This is a genomic window from Thermostichus vulcanus str. 'Rupite' (genome assembly GCF_022848905.1).
In the GTDB taxonomy this organism is placed as follows: domain Bacteria; phylum Cyanobacteriota; class Cyanobacteriia; order Thermostichales; family Thermostichaceae; genus Thermostichus; species Thermostichus vulcanus_A.
The window spans coordinates 19,462-37,177 of record NZ_JAFIRA010000030.1; the positions used below are offsets into that span (position 1 = coordinate 19,462).

The following is a 17,716-nucleotide window of genomic DNA, read 5'->3' on the forward strand; positions in this document are numbered from 1 at the left end:
CCTAGCAGCGAGTGGCTGTGTTTAGGGTGGGGCCGTTGTGAGGGTCATTAAATCAATGACGAAACAAGCCGGCAAGTTGTTCCCACTCTTGGACATGAGTTCTATCGGTGTAGTGGTGATGGCCTTGGGTCTGTTAACCTGTGCTTCTCCCCCAAGTTGGGCCAGCACGGGATCCCTTCAGCAAACCCTGACGGCAGAACAAGCCCATCAGCACTACCGCCTTGCCCTCCACTTTTGGGGCCGTCAACAGGGAGCGACCCTCAACGAAACCCTCTACGCTCAGGGAGCCCAGATTGGAGAACGCTACTGTACTGCCCGTCGGGAAGGCACCTCCCACCAAGACTGGATCTCCCAAACCCTGAGTGCTCTTGCGGCTACTCCGAATCTGTCGGTGGCGCAAATGCAGGGGATCGCCCAGTTTACAGGGGCTGCCATCTTGGCCTATGCTCCTTACCACTGCCCGGAGCAGAGTTTACCCTTGAATCAGGCGGAGGTGGGGCTGCCAGATCGGGTCGCGCCAGCGTTGCCTAGCGGACAAAACTCTGGTGCGCTAACCCAGCCTGCCCCCTGACCCCTCTCGGAGGATCCCTGGTCCTATGGCTGCTGCTCCCCTCACCCCTCACCTTCTGGAGAATGAGAGCTTCTACGAAAATGCCCTGTGTTGGTTGGGGCGACCCCAAGAAGCCTATCGACTCTTGAGCGAGGCGGTTTTCCCGTCTGTGTCCTCCTGGGTGCGAGGGGAGGTCGATAGCCACTCTTTTAACCACTGGCAGCCGGAGGATGTGCGCACCTTCCTCTATCCGGTGGTGGCCCTGGGGGAGCACGAAACCCTCGTTTTATCCAGTGAAGCCCTGCTTCTCTGTGGCATCGGTAACTATTACAACCCCTGCGATCTGGCCATTGTCGTGTTTGTGCAGCAACCCCAGGAGCTCTTTAGCCAACTGATGCAGCGCATTCGACGGGCCGAAGCCATCATCAGTCGAGGGCCGGATGTGCGCATGCTCTCGGAACAGGTCAACCTCGCCAAGCGGGGGCGTGACTATATCAACACCAAGTATCTGGTTTGGCCCTACGCCCTTTCGGGTGCCGCTCAGGATACTCTGATCAAGCAAGGGATCAGCATTATCCGCCTTTCCCCCCAAGAGGCCGCGCTACCGTTTGCGGACTAAAGGCTGCTGCCCCCCGTGTTGATGTCCCCTGAGTTCTGGGTGCCTTCATGACCGATGCCCGTTTGCCGCCGTTGATCCAAGCGATGTTGGATCCCGCCTTTTACCCTCATCCGGTACAGGCCCCTATTCAGCTGATTCAAACCCACATTTCCTACATTCTTCTGACGGGGGACTATGCCTACAAGGTGAAGAAGCCTCTCGATTTTGGGTTCTTGAATTTCACCACGCTCCAACAACGGCAACACTTTTGTCAGGAAGAACTGCGCATGAATCAGCGGGGTGCCCCTGGCCTTTACCTGGAGGTCTTGCCCATTACCCAAGCCAACGGTCACTTTCAATTAAATGGCTTGCCGGGATCCGGAGACTGTGTGGAATATGCTCTGAAAATGCGGCAATTCCCTCAGGAGAGCCTGCTGAGCAACTTATTTGCCCGGGGAGAACTGACATCCGCCCTGATGGAAGAACTGGGGCGTGTAGTTGCAGCTTTCCATGCTCAAACGGAGACCAACGACTACATCCGCAGCTTTGGTCAGCCGGAACGGATCCGGGAAGCCTTTGATGAAAACTACCGGCAAACCCAACGCTACATCGGTGGGCCCCAAACCGTCCAGCAATATCAAGAGACCCAAGCCTATACGGATCGGTTTTTTGCCGAACGACGGGATCTGTTTCAACAACGGCTGGATCAAGACCGCATACGGGAGTGCCACGGTGACCTGCACCTGCGCAATATCTGCCTGTGGGAAGGCAAACTCTTTCTCTTCGATTGCATCGAGTTTAACGAGCCCTTCCGCTTTGTGGATGTCATGTACGATGTCTCCTATGCGGTGATGGATCTGGATGCCTGCCACCGCCCCGATTTGGGGAATGCCTATCTGAATACCTACCTGGAAGAAACGGGCGATTGGGAAGGCTTAAAGGTTTTGCCAATTTACCTAAACCGACAGGCGTATGTGCGGGCCAAGGTGACGTCTTTTTTGCTGGATGATCCAACGGCTGCGGAGGATATCAAGGCAGAAGCCTTCAAAACGGCGGCCCAGTATTACCGTCTGGCTTGGGAGTATACCTGCCCCAAACAAGGGCAGTTGTTGATCATGTCGGGGTTATCGGGATCCGGCAAAAGTACCGTGGCCCGCTACCTGGCTCGTCAAAAGGGGGCAATCCACATCCGCTCCGATGCGGTGCGCAAGCATTTGGCCGGGATCCCGTTGCGGGAACGGGGCGGGCCGCAGGTCTACACGCCGGAGATGACCGCCAAAACCTATCAGCGCCTGGTTCAACTGGGAACGGAGCTGGCGCAGGAGGGCTATACCGTCATTCTCGACGCTAAGTTTGACCGCCAGGATCTGCGGGGAATGGCGATTGCCCAGGCCCAAATCCGGGGGATCCCGCTACGCATCCTCCACTGCTATGCTCCCACAGCCATCCTCCAAGAACGGTTACAACGGCGGGCCAGCAGCCAAACCCGTGCGGAATCGGTTTCGTCAACGCAGGCGAGTTGGGTGGTTGGGGATCTGGTCTATGCTCCAGATATTGCCGATGCCACCGCCGATATGCTCTCCAAACAGCAAGTGCATTGGCAGGATTTTGCGGAATCGGAACGACCGTTTGTGACTGCTGTGGATACCAGCCAGGATTGGCCAGCTCAACTGAAAACCCTTTCAGTCGCCACTCAAACAGTGCAAAGTCAAGAGAATTGTGAATGATCGAGGCGGATTTTGCTGTTTCCGTGTTAGATGGTGCAGTTAGAGAGTAGCAGCAGGGCTTTCTCTGCAGGGATCCCGGTTGAAGGTGGAGCTTTCGGGTAAACCACTCGGCTGCTCCAGGGTGATGAGTTCAGAGGCTGCTTAAGGCGGGAGAACCAACGGTGAGTGATGTAACGTCTGACGATCTGCGGTTAATGCTCCTGTTTGAAGGATTTTCACCTGAGGTGCTGGAGCCGATAGCCAGCCAGATGTCATTGCGCTCTCATCCGGTGAACCAGGCTATCTTGCTGCAAAATGACTGGGGTAATGCCGTTTATTTCATCCTGGAAGGTTGGGTTAAAATTCGCACCCACGATCTGGAGGGCCGCGAGATTACCCTGACCATTCTCGGCCCTGGAGAAATCTTCGGCGAAATGGCCGCTTTGGATGAAGTGCCTCGTTCTACCGATGTTATGGCCTTAACAGCCACTAAGGTCAGTTGTTTGTCAGCCCAGCATTTTCTGGCTTTTTTGGCTTCGGATCCCCAGGTTGGCATCCGTCTGGCTCAGTTGATGTCCCGTCGTTTGCGCCAGATCAATCGTCGCCTACAACTGCGAGAGGCCAACAGTACTGCCCGTGTTGCCGATGTATTGCTGTTTTTGGCCGAATCCCGGGGGCGAGTCAGTCGGGCTGGGGTGGAGATCCCCAATTTGCCCCACCGTGAGTTGAGCAGTTTGAGTGGTTTGGCTCGGGAAACGGTAACCCGTGTCCTCTCCAAGCTGGAACAGGAGGAGCTGATCCAACGGGATCGCAATCGGGATATCCTCTGCATTCCCCAGATGGATCTGCTGGAGAAACTGATCGGCTAATCTCCTATCTCCTATCACCGCCAAGTGCTGTCGCACTGTGGCGAGAGTACCCCAGAGAGTGAAAGATGGATCCAGATCTAGCTTCTCCCCAGAGTGTCCCTGGACACAGGAGCCCAGCGACAGGTCGTTCTCGTCCTCTGGTAACCTTGGCCCTAACCTTCGGCATCCTAACCGGATTGGGGATCGGGGGCTACACGTTGCTGCAGCGGCTACGGCTGCAAATGCACCGGGATCTGATTAACTATCGGCACACTGCTTTTTCTGACTTCGGTTATGGAGACAGCGCCGAGTTTGACCCGGGCCCAACCGACCGCTGGTTTCCGCTCACCTACCCGGTGCTAGCCCGTTGGGGGGGATCCGCCGATCCAGTACGCAGCAGCTATGCCTTTCAAACCTTGCAGGGCCACGGTTTACCCTACAGCTACCCGGTTTTCCAGCCGCTGTGGGAGAAGATGCCAGCTTATTTGATATTCCCCTGCCCGACTATGCGGATCCCAGCAGCCCTAGCTACCGCTACTTTCTCCAAGCGAAGGCCCTGCAAGATTGGTACGCACGACAAGCGATCCATTCTGGAAATGAGTTGCTGGCCCGCTTCCCGCGTAGCCGCTATGCCGGAGATGTGCTGATGTGTTTGTACAGTCTGACGGGAGATGTGGCTTTTCTCCAACGGTTGCTGGCGCAGTTTCCCGAGAGTGATCGCGCCTTGGAGGCGGAGTTTACCCTGCAAGGGGGATCCTGAGGGTTCACTCCTTAATTATTTCCTTATTATTTTGGTTTTAGATTTTTAGATGGGCACCCTAGTTTTAGATGGGCGCCTTAGTCTTCATGGAAGCTTCATGGAAGGCAGATAGAGGTATTCTTGAGTGAGGATATTCTTGGTAAATCCACTGAAGAAAAAACTGAAGAAAAACTTTTGTTGACCTATCTGGGTTAGCCCTGGTTTGAGTCTTGTTGGGTCATGATGGTTCGATGGATCCCGCCACCTTCCTGGAACGCTATGGGTTTGAACTGGATCAGCAATCCGGCCAAGTTTGGGTGGAGCGCTGGAGCAAAGTGTTCCCAACTCGGTGGATCCCGGCGGCCCTCTTAGAATCTCTCTACCAAGGCCGGTACAAGGCCACCTCTGTCGAACACATCCTGCGCCTTTGGCAACGACGGGGCTGTCCTCGCATCACCTTTCCACCCGAAATGAGCCAATCTCTGTGGCAAGAACAACAGGAGCTGATCCGTTCCTTGGCGCTGGCGGCTCACACAGCCATACCCCGGCCTTATTCCCCCCTATCGCCGCAGATCCCTTCCCCCATTGCCACGGGATCCCTGTTTTCTCCAGAATCGGCCATTTCCCTGAATGTATTGCTGGGACAATTGCAGGAGCTTTCCCCTAAGCTACGCCACCTGCTCAGCCCATCGGCATCCCCTCAACCCAATGCTCACCCTCAACCGTTGGGTGTTGACCCCCCAGAGCCTTAAGGGATCCCTTTCTATGTCTTCTTTTGTGTCTTCCTCTGATCTGGATTTGTTGGATCTGAATTCATTGCCCTGCGGGGTGATCACCGTCAGCGATACCCGTACCATCGCAACCGATTCCAGTGGCCAGTTGATCTGTAGGGCTTTGCAAGAGGCGGGCCATCAGGTGAGCCAATACCAAATCCTCAAAGATGAGCCGGAAGCGATTCGGCAACTCGTCCAGGATTGGGCCGGATCCCTGCCGGTCATCCTGTTAAATGGTGGAACGGGCATTGCCCCCCGCGACACCACCTACGATGCCATTGAGAGCTTACTGGAAAAAACTTTGCCGGGTTTTGGGGAGATCTTCCGCTACCTAAGCTACACCCAAGTTGGCAGTCGGGCCATCGCCTCGCGGGCCATTGCCGGGATCCATGGCAAAGCCCTCATTTTTTCCATGCCTGGCTCAACGGCAGCAGTGCAACTGGCCATAGAAAAACTAATCCTGCCGGAGCTTCCCCACCTCGTCAAGCAAATGTACCAAGGCAAACATTAAGTTTGATAAACGGATTAAGCAAGAACAGGGATCCCAACCTAGACCCAAGGCAGTGGGCGGTTAGGGATCCCCAATTCCTATCTAGGCAACATCTAGTAGAAAAATATCTAGAGATGTATCTAGAAATAGATGTATCTAGAAATGATAGATGTATCTAGAAATGCCAGCAAGGCTTAAGCAACCACAGAAAGGGCTTCCTCTTGCAACAGAGCAGCTTTGTCGGTGCGCTCCCAGGGCAGATCCAAATGAGTTTGGCCAAAGTGTCCATAGGCAGCCACGTTTTGATAGAAACGGCCTCCCCGTTGCTGGGGCAACTCCCGCAGTTGGAACTGAGCCAGGATGGCTGCCGGCCTGAGGTCGAAATGGCGCTGTACCAAGCGCAGCAGTTCTTCATCAGAAATGCGCCCTGTACCAAAGGTTTCTACCAAAATGTTGATCGGGCGAGCCACCCCAATTGCGTAACTGACCTGCACCTCACACTTTTGGGCTAGCCCCGCGGCAACAATGTTTTTGGCCACGTAGCGGGCAGCATAGGCAGCACTGCGATCCACCTTGGTGGGATCCTTGCCGGAAAAGGCACCGCCCCCATGACGAGAGTAGCCCCCATAAGTATCGACGATGATCTTGCGCCCGGTTAAGCCCGCATCCCCCTGGGGGCCACCGATGACAAACTTGCCGGTGGGATTGGTCAGAAAACGGGTGTTGCCGTCCGGTCTAACCGTCAACTCCTTAAAAACCGGTGTGACCACAGCGTCCCAAAGGTCAGCTCGAATCCGTTCTTGCACCGCAGCATCGTCGGTAATCGATCCAATGGTTGGGGTGTGCTGAGTGGAAATGAGCAGCGTGTGGATCCCGACCGGGCGACCGCCCTCGTAGGCAACCGTCACCTGAGTTTTCCCATCGGGGCGTAGGTAGGGCAGGGTACCGTTTTTGCGAACTGTAGCCAGTTGGCGGCTAAGACGATGGGCCAGACTAATCGGCAAGGGCATCAACTCCGGGGTTTCATCGCAGGCAAAGCCAAACATCAAGCCCTGATCCCCAGCCCCAACCGAGTCGAAGTGATCTTCTTGGGATCCGCGATTTTCCAAAGCGACGTTCACCCCTTGGGCAATGTCCGGGGACTGTTCATCGAACGCCACCAAGACGGCACAACTTTCGGAGCAAAACCCATTTTTGGCGTCGGTATAGCCAATTTCCGCCACCTTTTCCCGCACCAAGCGAGTGAAGTTGACCTGCGCTTGTGAGGTGATCTCGCCCGTTAGGATCACCAAGCCGGTGTTGACCACCACTTCTGCTGCCACCCGACTGAAGGGATCCGCCGTCAAGAGAGCATCGAGGATGGTATCAGAGATCTGATCACAAATCTTATCGGGGTGCCCTTCCGTCACCGACTCAGAGGAAAACAAAAACGACTTGGACAACGGACTTCTCCTTGATGAAAGATGAAAAACGATACTGACCCGTTCGTTCCCCATCCGCTGGAGAGATGAAGGTTGCTGTGGATCCCTCGAACCCGCAGGGGCTAGAGGACTGACCTAGACCTATCAGTGCTGTAGGAGCCGCTAAAGGGTGAATTTACCAAGAAAACCCCTCACACCCGAGGGATCCACCTTGAAAAAACTCTTTTCCTTTATCTTTCGGTTACTGACTAACCGCAGGAGTTAGCACCGTAGCGGAGACTTCCGCCGGGTTGCCGCAGCTTCATTGGGCCTGATCCCTCAGTCTGCTCTGGATAAAGAACGGAACTAAGGCTATGTTACCCCTAATACTCGGCAATCTGTCAAACAACTGTCGAACGGGGCACCTTACCTGCACGGCGAAACGGTGTCAGAGGTGGGTAGGGTTGGGGGGTGCTATTTTGCGATGTTGCACCTTCTCACAAATCCTTGAACAAGGATCAGCTTGCGCCCCTCAGCCAAACAGCCCCCGGAACCAATCGGTGTCCCGCGCCGCATTGAGAAACACAAACCCAGTTAATCCCAGTGGGAAGAGAATGCCGATGAACCCCACTGCACCCAGCCCCCAAGCCAGGCGATGTCGATAATTTTTGCCCTCCGGGCTACGCACATCTCCAGCAGAAGCCGTGAGCATGGAACCCAGAGCAGCCAACAGGGATCCCCCCAAGCCAGTCAAATAACTGGGCACCAGCCAGGGCTCCAGGTCAGCAGTCGTGGTGACTTCGATGCGGGGCAAGACTTGAAAACAACCTACCGCCAGCACTGCCCAGATGAAGCAGTAGATCAGCAGGCTATCTCTAAAGACGGCAGCCGGTTCTTTCATAGGCTCAACCCGATAGGATGAGGACGGTCTGCTGTGTGCGATCTCGCGATCTTAAGTTCTTTCAGCCAATCACCTCAATTATGTCTCAACTGCCGTGGTCTTCTTCTGGATCCAACTCAGCAACAACCTCAACAGAACTGGCAATCGAGCCTGAATCCCTAATGGATCAAAACCGGCGACACCAACAAAAAATGCAGCAACGGCAGCAGGTGCAACGGCAGCGCCTAGCGGGGATGCGGGACAACAAAGGGTTGATCATCGTGCATACTGGCCAGGGCAAAGGCAAGAGCACAGCCGCCTTCGGCATGATCTTTCGGGCACTGGGGCAGGGACTCTCGGTGGCAGTGGTGCAATTTATTAAGGGGGCCTGGGATCCGGGAGAGGCCAAGTTGTTACGAAAATTAGCCAATCAAAGCTCACAGGGGTGGGGGCAGATTGCCTTTCATGCCATGGGGGAGGGCTTTACCTGGGAAACACAGGATCGGGAGCGGGACATAGCCCATGCAGAGGCCGCTTGGGAAAAGGGGCGCGAATTGTTCACCCGTGGGGAGTTTCAGTTGGTGCTTTTGGATGAGATCAATGTGGCCCTGAAGTTGGGGTATTTGCGGGTGGAACAGGTTTTGGCAGGGCTAGCGGAGAAACCGCAGCATGTCCATGTGATCTTGACGGGGCGCGGGGCACCTGAGCCGTTGATTGAGCGGGCGGATTTGGTGACGGAAATGAAACTGATTAAGCACCCCTTCCGTGAGCAGGGGATCAAAGCCCAAGTTGGGGTTGAGTTTTAACGCCATCGGTAACTCCACAAGGCGGGATCCAAAATCATGGCAATTCTGCTGGCGGCGGCAGCCAGTGGCAGTGGCAAAACCACCCTCACTCTGGCTCTTTTGGCGGCTCTCAAACGGCAGGGCCTGCGGATGCAATCTTTCAAGGTGGGGCCAGACTACATCGACCCGATGTTTCATACGGCGGTGACCGGGATCCCCTGCCGCAATTTGGATCCCTTCTTAACGGATGAAGCCTTTGTGCAGCGCTGTTTTCGCCACCATTGTCAGGGACGGGATGGCGCTGTGGTGGAAGGGGTGATGGGTTTGTTCGACGGACGCGCAGCGGGATCCCCCTGTGTCCCAGAGCGGGATCAGGTATCTGCGGATTCGGTCTGCATCACCGATTTTGCCAGTAGCGCCCATGTGGCGCGCCTGTTGGGGATCCCGGTGGTACTGGTGATCGATAGCCGGGGCATGGGGGCAACGGTGGCGGCTTTGCTCTATGGGTTGAGCCGTTTTGATCCCCGCCTCACCCTGGCCGGGGTGATCTTGAACCGGGTGGCCTCAGAGCGCCATGGGCAGATTTTGCAACAGGCCGTGGCTTCCCTGGGGATCCCGGTCTTGGGCCAATTCCCCCGCTGTGAGGAGTTGCAGTTGCCCAGCCGACATCTGGGGTTGGTGCCCGTAGAAGAACTACCAGCCTTTTCTCAGTGGCAGGCCGCTTGGGCCGACCTGGCAGAGCAGTATCTGGATTGGGATCAGCTTTTGCCCTTGATCCGACCGATCCCGCCGGCGGTTGGGGAGCTGTGGCCAGGGATCCCCTCGCTACCTAGTCCAGTGCGGGTAGCAGTGGCCCGGGATGCGGCTTTTAACTTTTACTACGCCGACAATCTGGATTTGCTTAGGGTTTGCGGGGCGGAAGTGGTGGAGTATTCCCCTTTGCAGGAAGGGCTGTTTCCGCCGGATCCCTGTGCCGGGGTGTTGCTGGGGGGAGGGTTCCCAGAACTATGGGCGGATCCCTTATCCCACAAGATCGGCCAACATCCGATCCCGCCCGCCCACCCACCCCTCTATGCCGAGTGTGGCGGCCTGATGGTGCTGGGAGAATCCCTTACGGATTTCCAGGGGGAAACTCATCCGATGGCAGGACTGTTGCCGTTGCAAGTGAGCATGGATGGAAAACTGTGTTTGGGCTACCGGGAGGCCACTGTTTTGCGCTCAACTCTACTGGCCCAAGCTGGGGAGCGCCTACGGGGACATGAATTTCACCGCTCTCGCAGCTGGCCAGCTCCTGCCAACCCGGTCTACACCTGGGGATCCCTGGGTCAACCTCAGTCGGAAGGATGGGCCACGGCACGGATTCACGCTTCCTATTTACATCTGCACTGGGGATCCCGTCCTGACCTAGCCCTGAAATTATTACAGAACTTCTTAAGACTCTCGACAGGAGAGCCCTGCGCTCGCCAACCTTCCTAAAAAACAGTCCTAGAAAACCGTCCCATCGCTGAGCAGTTGGATTGGGGGTATGGCACCGGGTCTCAGCTGTGCCGCCAGGGTTCGTCCTGCTGTCCAGGTTCCTCCTTGCAAGATCTTGACCAAGGGCAATTCTTGAGGAGAACAACCGAGTTTTTCCCGAATCAGGGTGGCCACCTGATCCAGCAGGATCACTGTCAAAGCCCGCCATTCCACAATCACCGTCGAACCCGGAGGATAAGGCTGCTGGGCGATCTCCGGCTGTTTGAGTTGGATCACCCCCAAATCCACAAACAAGCCGCCATTACGGTATTCCGCCAAGCCCGTCAGCTCCTCCAATCCCTCAATCGGGATCCCCTCCTGTTGCAAGGGTTCCAGCAGGGAATAGGTCATCCACTGGGACAACTTGTGAAAAGGCACCCAATCGCTTCCCACCTCCGTTTGGGGCAAGTGCGGATAGGGCCAGACATCCCCCAACGGGATCCCTGCCAACGAAACCCGACCGGGCCAAATGGAGCCAAACCCTGCCAACACGGCTCGTAAGACCTGTGCTGCCTGGATCCCACCCTGGAGGCTCTCGGGTTGGATCGCTTCCCACAATCGGCCCGGACGGGGGAAATCGGCTCCAAACCGCTGCGGTTGGGCCCGTAAAGCTCGCGCCAGCCGTTGCAACAGGTGCCAGCGCCCTTCTAACCCCAGCAGGGGATTTTCGGATCCCACCTGAAAAGCGGCAGCTAGATCCGCCAGAGTAATGCGCTCTAACCCAGCCGCATCCACCTGCAAAGGAAACTGGGGATCGCTAGAAAGCCCGCCCCGCCAGAACCAATCGAAGCTGGCCAGCGCCAACCCCTCCGAACGACCCACCCTTTGGCCACTGTCGGGATCCCGATAAACCCAGGCGGAACCCGCTCCAGCATCCAACAATACGCTGAGCACGGTGAGATCCCACTTGCACCGCAACCGCTGCTGCAAATCCAGGTCTTTTAATCGATTTTCCAGACGGGCTAAGCGATGACCCTCCGCGTCGTCCGGAGGACGATCCCCGGATCCCACCTGAAAATGTCGCCAGCGGCTGTGGAAGGGAATGTCTCCGCTGGGATAGTGGGTCTGCATCGTGGTGAGCACGTAGTCCGCCACGGATCCCAGTCGGTTGAGATCCAACTGAAAGTGCTCCGATTCATCCGCTAAAACCCGCTCGAATAGCAGCTTACAGCGATCCCGAATCGCTTGGGGCGTGTGGAAATAAGCCACGCGTTTTTCCAAATCAACACCGGTCAGCATCGAGGGTTTCCTTCGGCTAACGTCTGAGATGGTAGTAGTGGCGCTCCACCCACTGCCGCACCTGATCTTCTTCGCTGAGGGTGATCTGTTCCTGCCCATAGCGAATCTCCCAAACCCAACGGCCAGAGGGATCCCGTCGTCGCCAAATTTTAGGATCTTCACTGGGGGCAAATTGCGCCACTAGGGCCTTCAGAACAGTACGGGCCAGGTGGGCCAGTTTTTGCCGACGGGGGGAGAGATCCGCAGCGGTAATCTGGCGGCTACTGGGAATCAAAAGGTGTTGCATCGGTCGGTTCCAAACGCGGCTTTCCCCACTCTCGGCGATGGACTAAGGCTTGTGTAGATACAGTTTGCACTCTTTTGGCTAGACCAGTTCTCAGGTCTGACAACTGTACTGGTGAACTGGCTGGTAACTGTACCGCTGGGATCCGGGCAGGGATCGTATAGGCTGCAGCTAAGGTTTTGAGCTGAGAGTGGCTATGCGCATTCTGCTTGATCGGGACTCTTCGCAACCGATGTATCTGCAGATTCAGGATCGTCTGCAAGCCCTGATCCAGTCGGGATCCCTGTTGCCAGGAGAACGGTTGCCCTCCATTCGCACCTTGGCCAAAACTCTACAGGTGAACAAATTGACGGTGATCGAAGCCTACGATCGGCTGTTGGCCCAGGGGTTGATCCACGCCCGCCAGGGATCCGGCTACTTTGTCGATCCGGTTGGGATCCCGGCCCCCAGCAAACCGAGTGGCTTTGAGCCCGCGCAGGATGTGGTGCTCTGCGAAACCCAGTCCAACCGTCCATTTGCCATTTATGCCCGTTCCATCCAGGCCAAACAACAACCGGGGGTGATCGATCTCAGCTGTGCCTTGCCGCAAAATCCCCCCAACGATTTGGCCCGCATTGTTCGCCGGGTTTCCAACGACAGCGACAGCATCTTTTCCTACGATGCCATTGAGGGGCAGAGCCGCCTGCGACACCAGATCGCCAACCTCGTTCTGCAATTGGGACTAGAAGCCAGTGCTGACGAAATTTTAATTGTGAATGGGGCGATGCAGGGTCTGTCTTTGGCGATGCGGCATCACCTACAACCGGGGGATTGGGTGGTGGTGGAGAGCCCAACCTTTTTTAGTACACAAGCCCTTCTGGAGCAACTGGGCTGCCGCTTGATCGGGATCCCAATGGATCGAGAAGGCATGAATCTCGACCTGCTAGAGCGCTACCTGCAAAGCCATCGCCCTAAATTGATCTACACCATCAGTTCTCTGCATAATCCTACCGGCCTAACTACCCACATCTCCCACCGGCAACAGCTGCTGCACCTTGCGGCTCAGTACCATTGCCCGATTTTGGAAGACAACGCCTATGAAGCCCTGCATTTTGGATCCGCTCCACCTCCCCTCAAAGCCCTAGATAGCGAGGGCCTAGTCACCTATGTGGGCACCTTTTCCAAAACTCTGTCGCCTGGCTTACGGGTTGGCTACTTGGTGGTGCCGCCTTCCCAATACCCGGCGCTGCTAGAGCAGCGTTACTTGACGGATATTCACACGGCTTCTCTGCCCCAAGCGGTGGTAAGCGAATACTTGGCCCATGGTCACTATCGTCGCCATCTGCAACAGGTACGGGCGCAACTGCTGCAAAATCGTAACCAAATGCTCTGCGCACTGGAAACCCATTTCCCGGAGGAAGCTCGCTGGACGATCCCGGAAGGGGGCATGTACCTCTGGGTGCAACTGCCGGAACACTACCGCTTTCAGATGCAAAAGCTAGCGCAACAGGCGCGGGCTGCCGATGTGTTGGTGCTGGAGGGATCCGCCTTTTTCCCCGATGGGGTAGGGTATCCGGCTTTGCGACTATCCTTTGCCAATGTTGTCCCGGAGATGATCGAAGTGGGGGTTGCAAGAGTGGGATCCCTGCTGAAAACGCGGCATGAATCAGTCCAGTTCACATGAACGGAAGGCTTGGCATCTTTGGGTTGGGTATTCGGTAGCACAGCCAGAACGACGGATGGATTAAGTTCTCTGAAGGGAATGTCAAAAAATCAGAAGGGCAATCCGCAATTCTCAGGTCATCCGGCAATCTTCGGGGTGAAATAGAGGTGAGCATTCTCTGCAAGGGATCCGACCATGATGGATGTGGCTCAGCTGCTTGCCAAGTATCAAGAAGGGGAGCGGGAATTTCCTTTGGCGGATCTGCGCCGGGCCGATCTGCGGGGAGCCGATCTGCGGGACATTAACCTGCACCGGGCCAATTTGTCGAGGGCAGATCTGAGCGGAGCCAACCTGACCGGGGCTAATCTGCGCCGGGCCATCCTGATCGAAGCTAAGTTGTCAGAAGCCGATCTCAGCCATGCCGACCTGCGGCGAGCCAGTCTCGACTATGCCCAATTGCAAAAGGCCACCCTCGCCAACACCAACCTGATGTGGGCCACCCTCAACGAGGCGGATCTCAGAGAAGCCAATCTACAACAGGGATCCCTGCAACGGGCGGTGCTCAAGCGAGCCAACCTCAGCCACTGTCAATTGCAATCTGCAGATCTGATCAGCGCCGATTTGTCAGGGGCTAATCTGACGGCGGCCAACCTGACGCACGCTCACCTGAACTTGGCGGAACTGAACCAAGTCATCTTCCAGAACACCACCATGCCCGACGGCAGCCTGCGCTAAAACGGGTGCTCCCAGGCTTCAATATTCCTCTTGTATAGTACTTGTATAGTACAAGTCGGATTTGGTATTCAGCAGCACTTTAGTTGAAATTCAAGGTGGTGAGGTGAAAGCTGCCATCCGCTTGTACCCAAGCAACCTCCGGGATCCGACATTGACGGGCATAGGCTTCCACCTCTTCTGGGGAGCGATCCAGCAATTCCAGTTCCACGGGCTCAGACTGTCTCCACTGGGCCGCTAAAGCCAGCGCCTGCGGGATCCCTGCCGGCACCAAAGGAACCACCAACCGTCGGCAACCGCTCCCATCCGGTTTATGGGCAGGAGGCAAGAGCCGGAGCAGGGTATCGGGTAGCAGCGTAAAGCCGATCCCGGCCTGTTCTGCCTGATGAGGGCTGTAGAGAGCATACAGCCGATCGTAGCGGCCTCCTAAGCCCACGACCTCGCCACCCACCACCGCCTGAAAGACAATGCCCGTATAGTAAGCCAAGGTTTGAACCAGGCTCAGATCCAACACCACCTGCACCTGTTGCTCCTGCAAGACCTGGCAAAGTTGTTGCAAATCGCGCAACCGATCGGCTGGCACAGGCAACTGCGCCAACTGTGGCAAAACCCGACTGGGCTGGCCCCGCAGCGCCAAAATCTGGGATCCAATCTGGCGGGCTGCTTCCGGTAAGGGTGCTGACTCCAGATAGACATAATCCAATTGGGCAATGGCTCGTCGAACCGCCGCTTGGGCAGTGGGGGCAATGGGGCTAAGCAAACTTTCGGTGAGACTCACATCCCCCAACAACAGCGTCCAATCGGGGATCCCGTTCCCGCCTTCCCTTGTGTGCCCGAAGGGGGTAGCAGCGCCCTGACCGACGGAACGAATACAATCGGCCAGCAGCAGCAGGATCTCGGCATCCGCCAGCCAACCCCCAGCCCCGATCAGCTCCACCTGTTATAGTCAATTCAAACAAGAATGAGACGCTAGCAAGCACAGTAGTTCCGAATCACTTCATCAATAGAAGTTCCAATGTCGGCATGCATCCTTGCCCTCTTGAGAGCACTAAAATCATGCTCTATGTCATTTAGATCCGGAGAGTACCTGGGCAGAAAGACTACCTCATGTCCCCCAGCTTCCACCAACTCCTTTATCCTACCCTTACAATGAATTGGTGCATTATCCATAATTAAAACAGATGGCCTCTCCAAGCTCGGTATGAAGTATCGCTCCAGCCACCCTTCAAATCCTTCTGCATTTAAGCTGCCTTGAAAAAGCATAGGTGCTATCCAGTCCTTCTTCTTTTTCCTCCTACCTGCCACTAGGCTCTCTTGCTTCCCTTGCTTCTCTCCATAAACTTTTTTCCCTCTCTTTGCCCAAGCATAAACACAAGTACATATCTCATCAAAACTCGTCTCGTCAATATAAACTAAGCTATCACTGCCATATTTCCGTATGAACTCCCGCAAGACCCTGTAGTACTTGATTCTCTCTTGCCAGTCTCGTTCTCGATACCTTAACTCTTTTTTTTCGCGTTATTTTCATCTGCTTGAGAGCATAATGAATAGCACTCGGTTGAACGCCGAACTTCTCAGCTCTGTCCTTTAACTTAGCTTCTGGGTACTGCTCCACATGTTCTTTTAGGGCAGCCCAGCTCATTTTTCGCTCCCGTCTTTTGACCACGGTTGGGCTGAGGTCTTCTCGGCCTAGCCAGCGATAAATAGTTGCACGACTGACGTCGTAGAGCTGGGCAGCTTTCGTTGGACTGCCCCCTTCCTCAACATACTTTACAACTCTCTCCCTCAAGTCTAAGCTGTAGCTCATGAAGCTCCCTCCAACAGGTTATATCCACGCCATCTTACCCTCAATGTTGTCTCACTCCCAACTGAATCGACTATAAGTGCTAGCAGTACATCCCTTTGCTAAAATGGTGAAGCTGGTGGTGAAACAAGAATTTCCAAACCCTAGGATCTGCTACAGAAAAGTGATTGAGAAAGCAAGTAAGAGGACTGAAAATCCTCGTGTCACCAGTTCAAGTCTGGTTCCTGGCATCGAATACAACCTTGATTCCGATCCCAGCAGTGGGCATCCTGCCGGGATCCGGGTCAGTGGGCCTTCAGGGGCAGATTTTCCACACTGGTGGTGACCGCGTCGGCGGCCAGCAGAGGGTAGGTGCTCACCGAGCGATACATGGCCTGCAGCTCAGTGGCCAACGGCCCGCCGCACCCGCAGGGGAACGGGATCCCGCATCAGTCGTTTCCACTCTTGCCAATAGGCTCGAATCGGAGCTTCGCTGGCAATCGAGCCTGTGACCCGGCCCCATTCATCCTCTCGATCCCCCGCTTGATCCCCCCGGCTGATATCCAGCCACTCCTCCTCAGGGATCCCTAGCCCCTCCTGAATCCGCTCAAAGATCGCCAGATCATCCGGGGTGCCAAAGCTGACGAAATCCTCCTCCACCCGTAACCGCAGCAGGTTGATCTCCTCCGGCCCATCCTCCACCACCGCCAGGTAGAGGGTGATGCGGGTGCGATCCACCGCCAGGGGCTCCACCACCATTAGCTGGTTACCCACCAATATCAAATTGGGAAAGAGGCTGAGGTTAACCATGTTGCCGGTGGCCAGCTCCAGCAGTTGGGGTGGGTGCTGAACTCGTAGGGATCCCTCCAAGGCCTCGCGGGTAGGCAGTTGTCGCATGGTTGACCACGGCCCCTCCGGGATCCCAGGTCGTTGATCCACCACACAATGGCCGTGATCCAGGGTTTGGCTGACCATCGGGGTATTGGCCGGATTGCGGGCCAGAACGGTCTCCGTGTGGGCCTGGTGACCCAATTGGTTGTAGGAGCGGTGGGCAAAGGTGGCATGGATCCCATCGGCAGCATTGTCCCACAGCAGCTTCCAGTTGCCCGCAAACTCTAGCCGAACCGGGGAGTCCAGCAGTCGGATGGTGCCGTTGGGATGGCGATTGAGGTGCTGATCCAGCCAGGGCAACGCCGCTCCGAGCCAGTTCACCAGCTCCAGTGGCTCTGCGGCCAGGGTGCCAAAGATCAAGCCCCGATAGGTCTCCACCCGCAGCTGGCCTAGATGAAACGACCCCTTGCGGGGGTTGGCGTAGCTGTCGGCCACAGGCAGATTGCGCAGGTGACCATCCAGGTCAAAACACCAGCCGTGATAGGGACAGGTCAGGCGCTTGCTACATCCTTTCTCTGCTGTGACCAGGAGGGTGCCACGGTGGGTGCATCGGTTGAACAGGCCATGAATCTGGCCATCCCGCCCCCGCGTCAGCAGGATAGGGCGACGACCCATCGTCCGGCGCACAAAGGAGCCTGGCTGAGGAATCTCGCTGTTGTGCCCCAAGTAGATCCACGTCCCCCCGAAGATGCGCTCCATCTCCAGCTCAAATAGGGCAGGATCCGTATAGAGATGACGATGTACCCGATCCGACTGGATCAACCTGTCAAAATCAGGAGGATTGGCGGCGGGAAAAACCATGGCGAGAGTCCGGGAACAGGTTTGTTTCTTTTGGAAGCGTCTGATGGAACCGAGGAACCAC

At 56.0% G+C, this 17,716-nt stretch carries 17 protein-coding genes, 1 pseudogene and 1 riboswitch; of the genes and pseudogenes, 11 read left to right on the plus strand and 7 right to left on the minus strand.

From position 1 onward, the window contains the following. Positions 1 to 55: 55 nt before the first annotated feature. The 7 genes from JX360_RS11485 (at position 56) to JX360_RS11515 (ending at position 5,725) form a co-directional block, all read left to right on the plus strand. A complete protein-coding gene (locus tag JX360_RS11485) occupies positions 56 to 571 on the plus strand; it encodes a hypothetical protein (RefSeq protein ID WP_244350979.1) in 516 nt (171 codons plus the stop codon). Between the two features lie 25 nt (positions 572 to 596). Then, positions 597 to 1,169 (plus strand): hypothetical protein, encoded by a 573-nt coding sequence (locus JX360_RS11490; protein WP_244350980.1) that lies wholly within the window; start codon positions 597 to 599, stop codon positions 1,167 to 1,169. 47 nt (positions 1,170 to 1,216) lie between these two features. After that, positions 1,217 to 2,875, plus strand: a complete 1,659-nt coding sequence (locus tag JX360_RS11495) for a bifunctional aminoglycoside phosphotransferase/ATP-binding protein (protein WP_244350981.1) — start codon at positions 1,217 to 1,219, stop codon at positions 2,873 to 2,875. A gap of 194 nt (positions 2,876 to 3,069) precedes the next feature. Continuing rightward, positions 3,070 to 3,723: a Crp/Fnr family transcriptional regulator gene (locus JX360_RS11500; RefSeq protein WP_244351007.1), complete on the plus strand. Its 654-nt coding sequence runs from the start codon at positions 3,070 to 3,072 to the stop codon at positions 3,721 to 3,723. Positions 3,724 to 4,165: 442 nt separating this feature from the next. Further along, positions 4,166 to 4,462, plus strand: a complete 297-nt coding sequence (locus JX360_RS11505) for a hypothetical protein (RefSeq protein WP_244350982.1) — start codon at positions 4,166 to 4,168, stop codon at positions 4,460 to 4,462. A gap of 230 nt (positions 4,463 to 4,692) precedes the next feature. After that, positions 4,693 to 5,193 carry a hypothetical protein gene (locus JX360_RS11510; RefSeq protein WP_244350983.1) on the plus strand — a complete coding sequence of 167 codons (501 nt, stop codon included), beginning with the start codon at positions 4,693 to 4,695 and terminating at the stop codon, positions 5,191 to 5,193. A gap of 13 nt (positions 5,194 to 5,206) precedes the next feature. Then, on the plus strand, positions 5,207 to 5,725 hold the full coding sequence (locus JX360_RS11515; RefSeq protein WP_244350984.1) for a MogA/MoaB family molybdenum cofactor biosynthesis protein: 519 nt from the start codon (positions 5,207 to 5,209) through the stop codon (positions 5,723 to 5,725). 173 nt (positions 5,726 to 5,898) lie between these two features. Here the strand turns inward: JX360_RS11515 and metK are convergent, their stop codons facing one another. Both metK and JX360_RS11525 read right to left on the minus strand, forming a co-directional pair. Next, positions 5,899 to 7,146 (minus strand): methionine adenosyltransferase, encoded by a 1,248-nt coding sequence (gene metK, locus JX360_RS11520; protein WP_244350985.1) that lies wholly within the window; start codon positions 7,144 to 7,146, stop codon positions 5,899 to 5,901. Positions 7,147 to 7,352: 206 nt separating this feature from the next. Beyond that, a riboswitch (SAM riboswitch) is annotated at positions 7,353 to 7,464 on the minus strand. Between the two features lie 172 nt (positions 7,465 to 7,636). After that, positions 7,637 to 8,005: a hypothetical protein gene (locus JX360_RS11525; RefSeq protein ID WP_244350986.1), complete on the minus strand. Its 369-nt coding sequence runs from the start codon at positions 8,003 to 8,005 to the stop codon at positions 7,637 to 7,639. 161 nt (positions 8,006 to 8,166) lie between these two features. On the opposite strand from JX360_RS11525, the gene cobO reads away from it, so the two are divergent. Further along, positions 8,167 to 8,790, plus strand: coding sequence for a cob(I)yrinic acid a,c-diamide adenosyltransferase (gene cobO / locus JX360_RS11530; protein ID WP_425244394.1), 624 nt, complete (start codon positions 8,167 to 8,169; stop codon positions 8,788 to 8,790). Between the two features lie 36 nt (positions 8,791 to 8,826). After that, on the plus strand, positions 8,827 to 10,245 hold the full coding sequence (locus JX360_RS11535) for a cobyrinic acid a,c-diamide synthase CobB (RefSeq protein WP_244350988.1): 1,419 nt from the start codon (positions 8,827 to 8,829) through the stop codon (positions 10,243 to 10,245). A 9-nt stretch (positions 10,246 to 10,254) separates the two neighbouring features. On the opposite strand, the gene JX360_RS11540 is transcribed toward JX360_RS11535, so the two are convergent. Both JX360_RS11540 and JX360_RS11545 read right to left on the minus strand, forming a co-directional pair. Further along, positions 10,255 to 11,523 (minus strand): URC4/urg3 family protein, encoded by a 1,269-nt coding sequence (locus JX360_RS11540; protein ID WP_244350989.1) that lies wholly within the window; start codon positions 11,521 to 11,523, stop codon positions 10,255 to 10,257. A 16-nt stretch (positions 11,524 to 11,539) separates the two neighbouring features. Beyond that, on the minus strand, positions 11,540 to 11,809 hold the full coding sequence (locus tag JX360_RS11545) for a hypothetical protein (protein ID WP_244350990.1): 270 nt from the start codon (positions 11,807 to 11,809) through the stop codon (positions 11,540 to 11,542). A 193-nt stretch (positions 11,810 to 12,002) separates the two neighbouring features. On the opposite strand from JX360_RS11545, the gene JX360_RS11550 reads away from it, so the two are divergent. Then, complete coding sequence (locus tag JX360_RS11550; protein WP_244350991.1) at positions 12,003 to 13,469, plus strand: aminotransferase-like domain-containing protein; 1,467 nt, start codon at positions 12,003 to 12,005, stop codon at positions 13,467 to 13,469. A gap of 174 nt (positions 13,470 to 13,643) precedes the next feature. Continuing rightward, positions 13,644 to 14,183: a pentapeptide repeat-containing protein gene (locus JX360_RS11555; RefSeq protein ID WP_244350992.1), complete on the plus strand. Its 540-nt coding sequence runs from the start codon at positions 13,644 to 13,646 to the stop codon at positions 14,181 to 14,183. A 79-nt stretch (positions 14,184 to 14,262) separates the two neighbouring features. Here JX360_RS11555 and JX360_RS11560 read toward each other — a convergent pair whose 3' ends face one another. The 3 genes and pseudogenes from JX360_RS11560 to JX360_RS11570 form a co-directional block, all read right to left on the minus strand. Then, entirely contained in the window at positions 14,263 to 15,117 is an 855-nt protein-coding gene (locus JX360_RS11560; RefSeq protein WP_244350993.1) for an ATP phosphoribosyltransferase regulatory subunit, read from the minus strand. 32 nt (positions 15,118 to 15,149) lie between these two features. Further along, a pseudogene (locus tag JX360_RS11565) lies at positions 15,150 to 15,987 on the minus strand (IS630 family transposase). A gap of 378 nt (positions 15,988 to 16,365) precedes the next feature. Beyond that, complete coding sequence (locus tag JX360_RS11570) at positions 16,366 to 17,655, minus strand: aromatic ring-hydroxylating oxygenase subunit alpha (protein ID WP_244350994.1); 1,290 nt, start codon at positions 17,653 to 17,655, stop codon at positions 16,366 to 16,368. Positions 17,656 to 17,716 lie beyond the last annotated feature (61 nt).

Excerpts from the sequence above, each read along its gene's own strand:
- JX360_RS11485 (WP_244350979.1), top strand. The coding sequence starts at position 56 with ATGACGAAACAAGCCGGCAAGTTGTTCCCACTCTTGGACATGAGTTCT.
- JX360_RS11490 (WP_244350980.1), top strand. The coding sequence starts at position 597 with ATGGCTGCTGCTCCCCTCACCCCTCACCTTCTGGAGAATGAGAGCTTC.
- JX360_RS11495 (WP_244350981.1), top strand. The coding sequence starts at position 1,217 with ATGACCGATGCCCGTTTGCCGCCGTTGATCCAAGCGATGTTGGATCCC.
- JX360_RS11500 (WP_244351007.1), top strand. The coding sequence starts at position 3,070 with ATGCTCCTGTTTGAAGGATTTTCACCTGAGGTGCTGGAGCCGATAGCC.
- JX360_RS11510 (WP_244350983.1), top strand. The coding sequence starts at position 4,693 with ATGGATCCCGCCACCTTCCTGGAACGCTATGGGTTTGAACTGGATCAG.
- JX360_RS11515 (WP_244350984.1), top strand. The coding sequence starts at position 5,207 with ATGTCTTCTTTTGTGTCTTCCTCTGATCTGGATTTGTTGGATCTGAAT.
- JX360_RS11525 (WP_244350986.1), bottom strand. The coding sequence starts at position 8,005 with ATGAAAGAACCGGCTGCCGTCTTTAGAGATAGCCTGCTGATCTACTGC.
- cobO (WP_425244394.1), top strand. The coding sequence starts at position 8,167 with ATGGATCAAAACCGGCGACACCAACAAAAAATGCAGCAACGGCAGCAG.
- JX360_RS11535 (WP_244350988.1), top strand. The coding sequence starts at position 8,827 with ATGGCAATTCTGCTGGCGGCGGCAGCCAGTGGCAGTGGCAAAACCACC.
- JX360_RS11540 (WP_244350989.1), bottom strand. The coding sequence starts at position 11,523 with ATGCTGACCGGTGTTGATTTGGAAAAACGCGTGGCTTATTTCCACACG.
- JX360_RS11545 (WP_244350990.1), bottom strand. The coding sequence starts at position 11,809 with ATGCAACACCTTTTGATTCCCAGTAGCCGCCAGATTACCGCTGCGGAT.
- JX360_RS11550 (WP_244350991.1), top strand. The coding sequence starts at position 12,003 with ATGCGCATTCTGCTTGATCGGGACTCTTCGCAACCGATGTATCTGCAG.
- JX360_RS11555 (WP_244350992.1), top strand. The coding sequence starts at position 13,644 with ATGATGGATGTGGCTCAGCTGCTTGCCAAGTATCAAGAAGGGGAGCGG.
- JX360_RS11570 (WP_244350994.1), bottom strand. The coding sequence starts at position 17,655 with ATGGTTTTTCCCGCCGCCAATCCTCCTGATTTTGACAGGTTGATCCAG.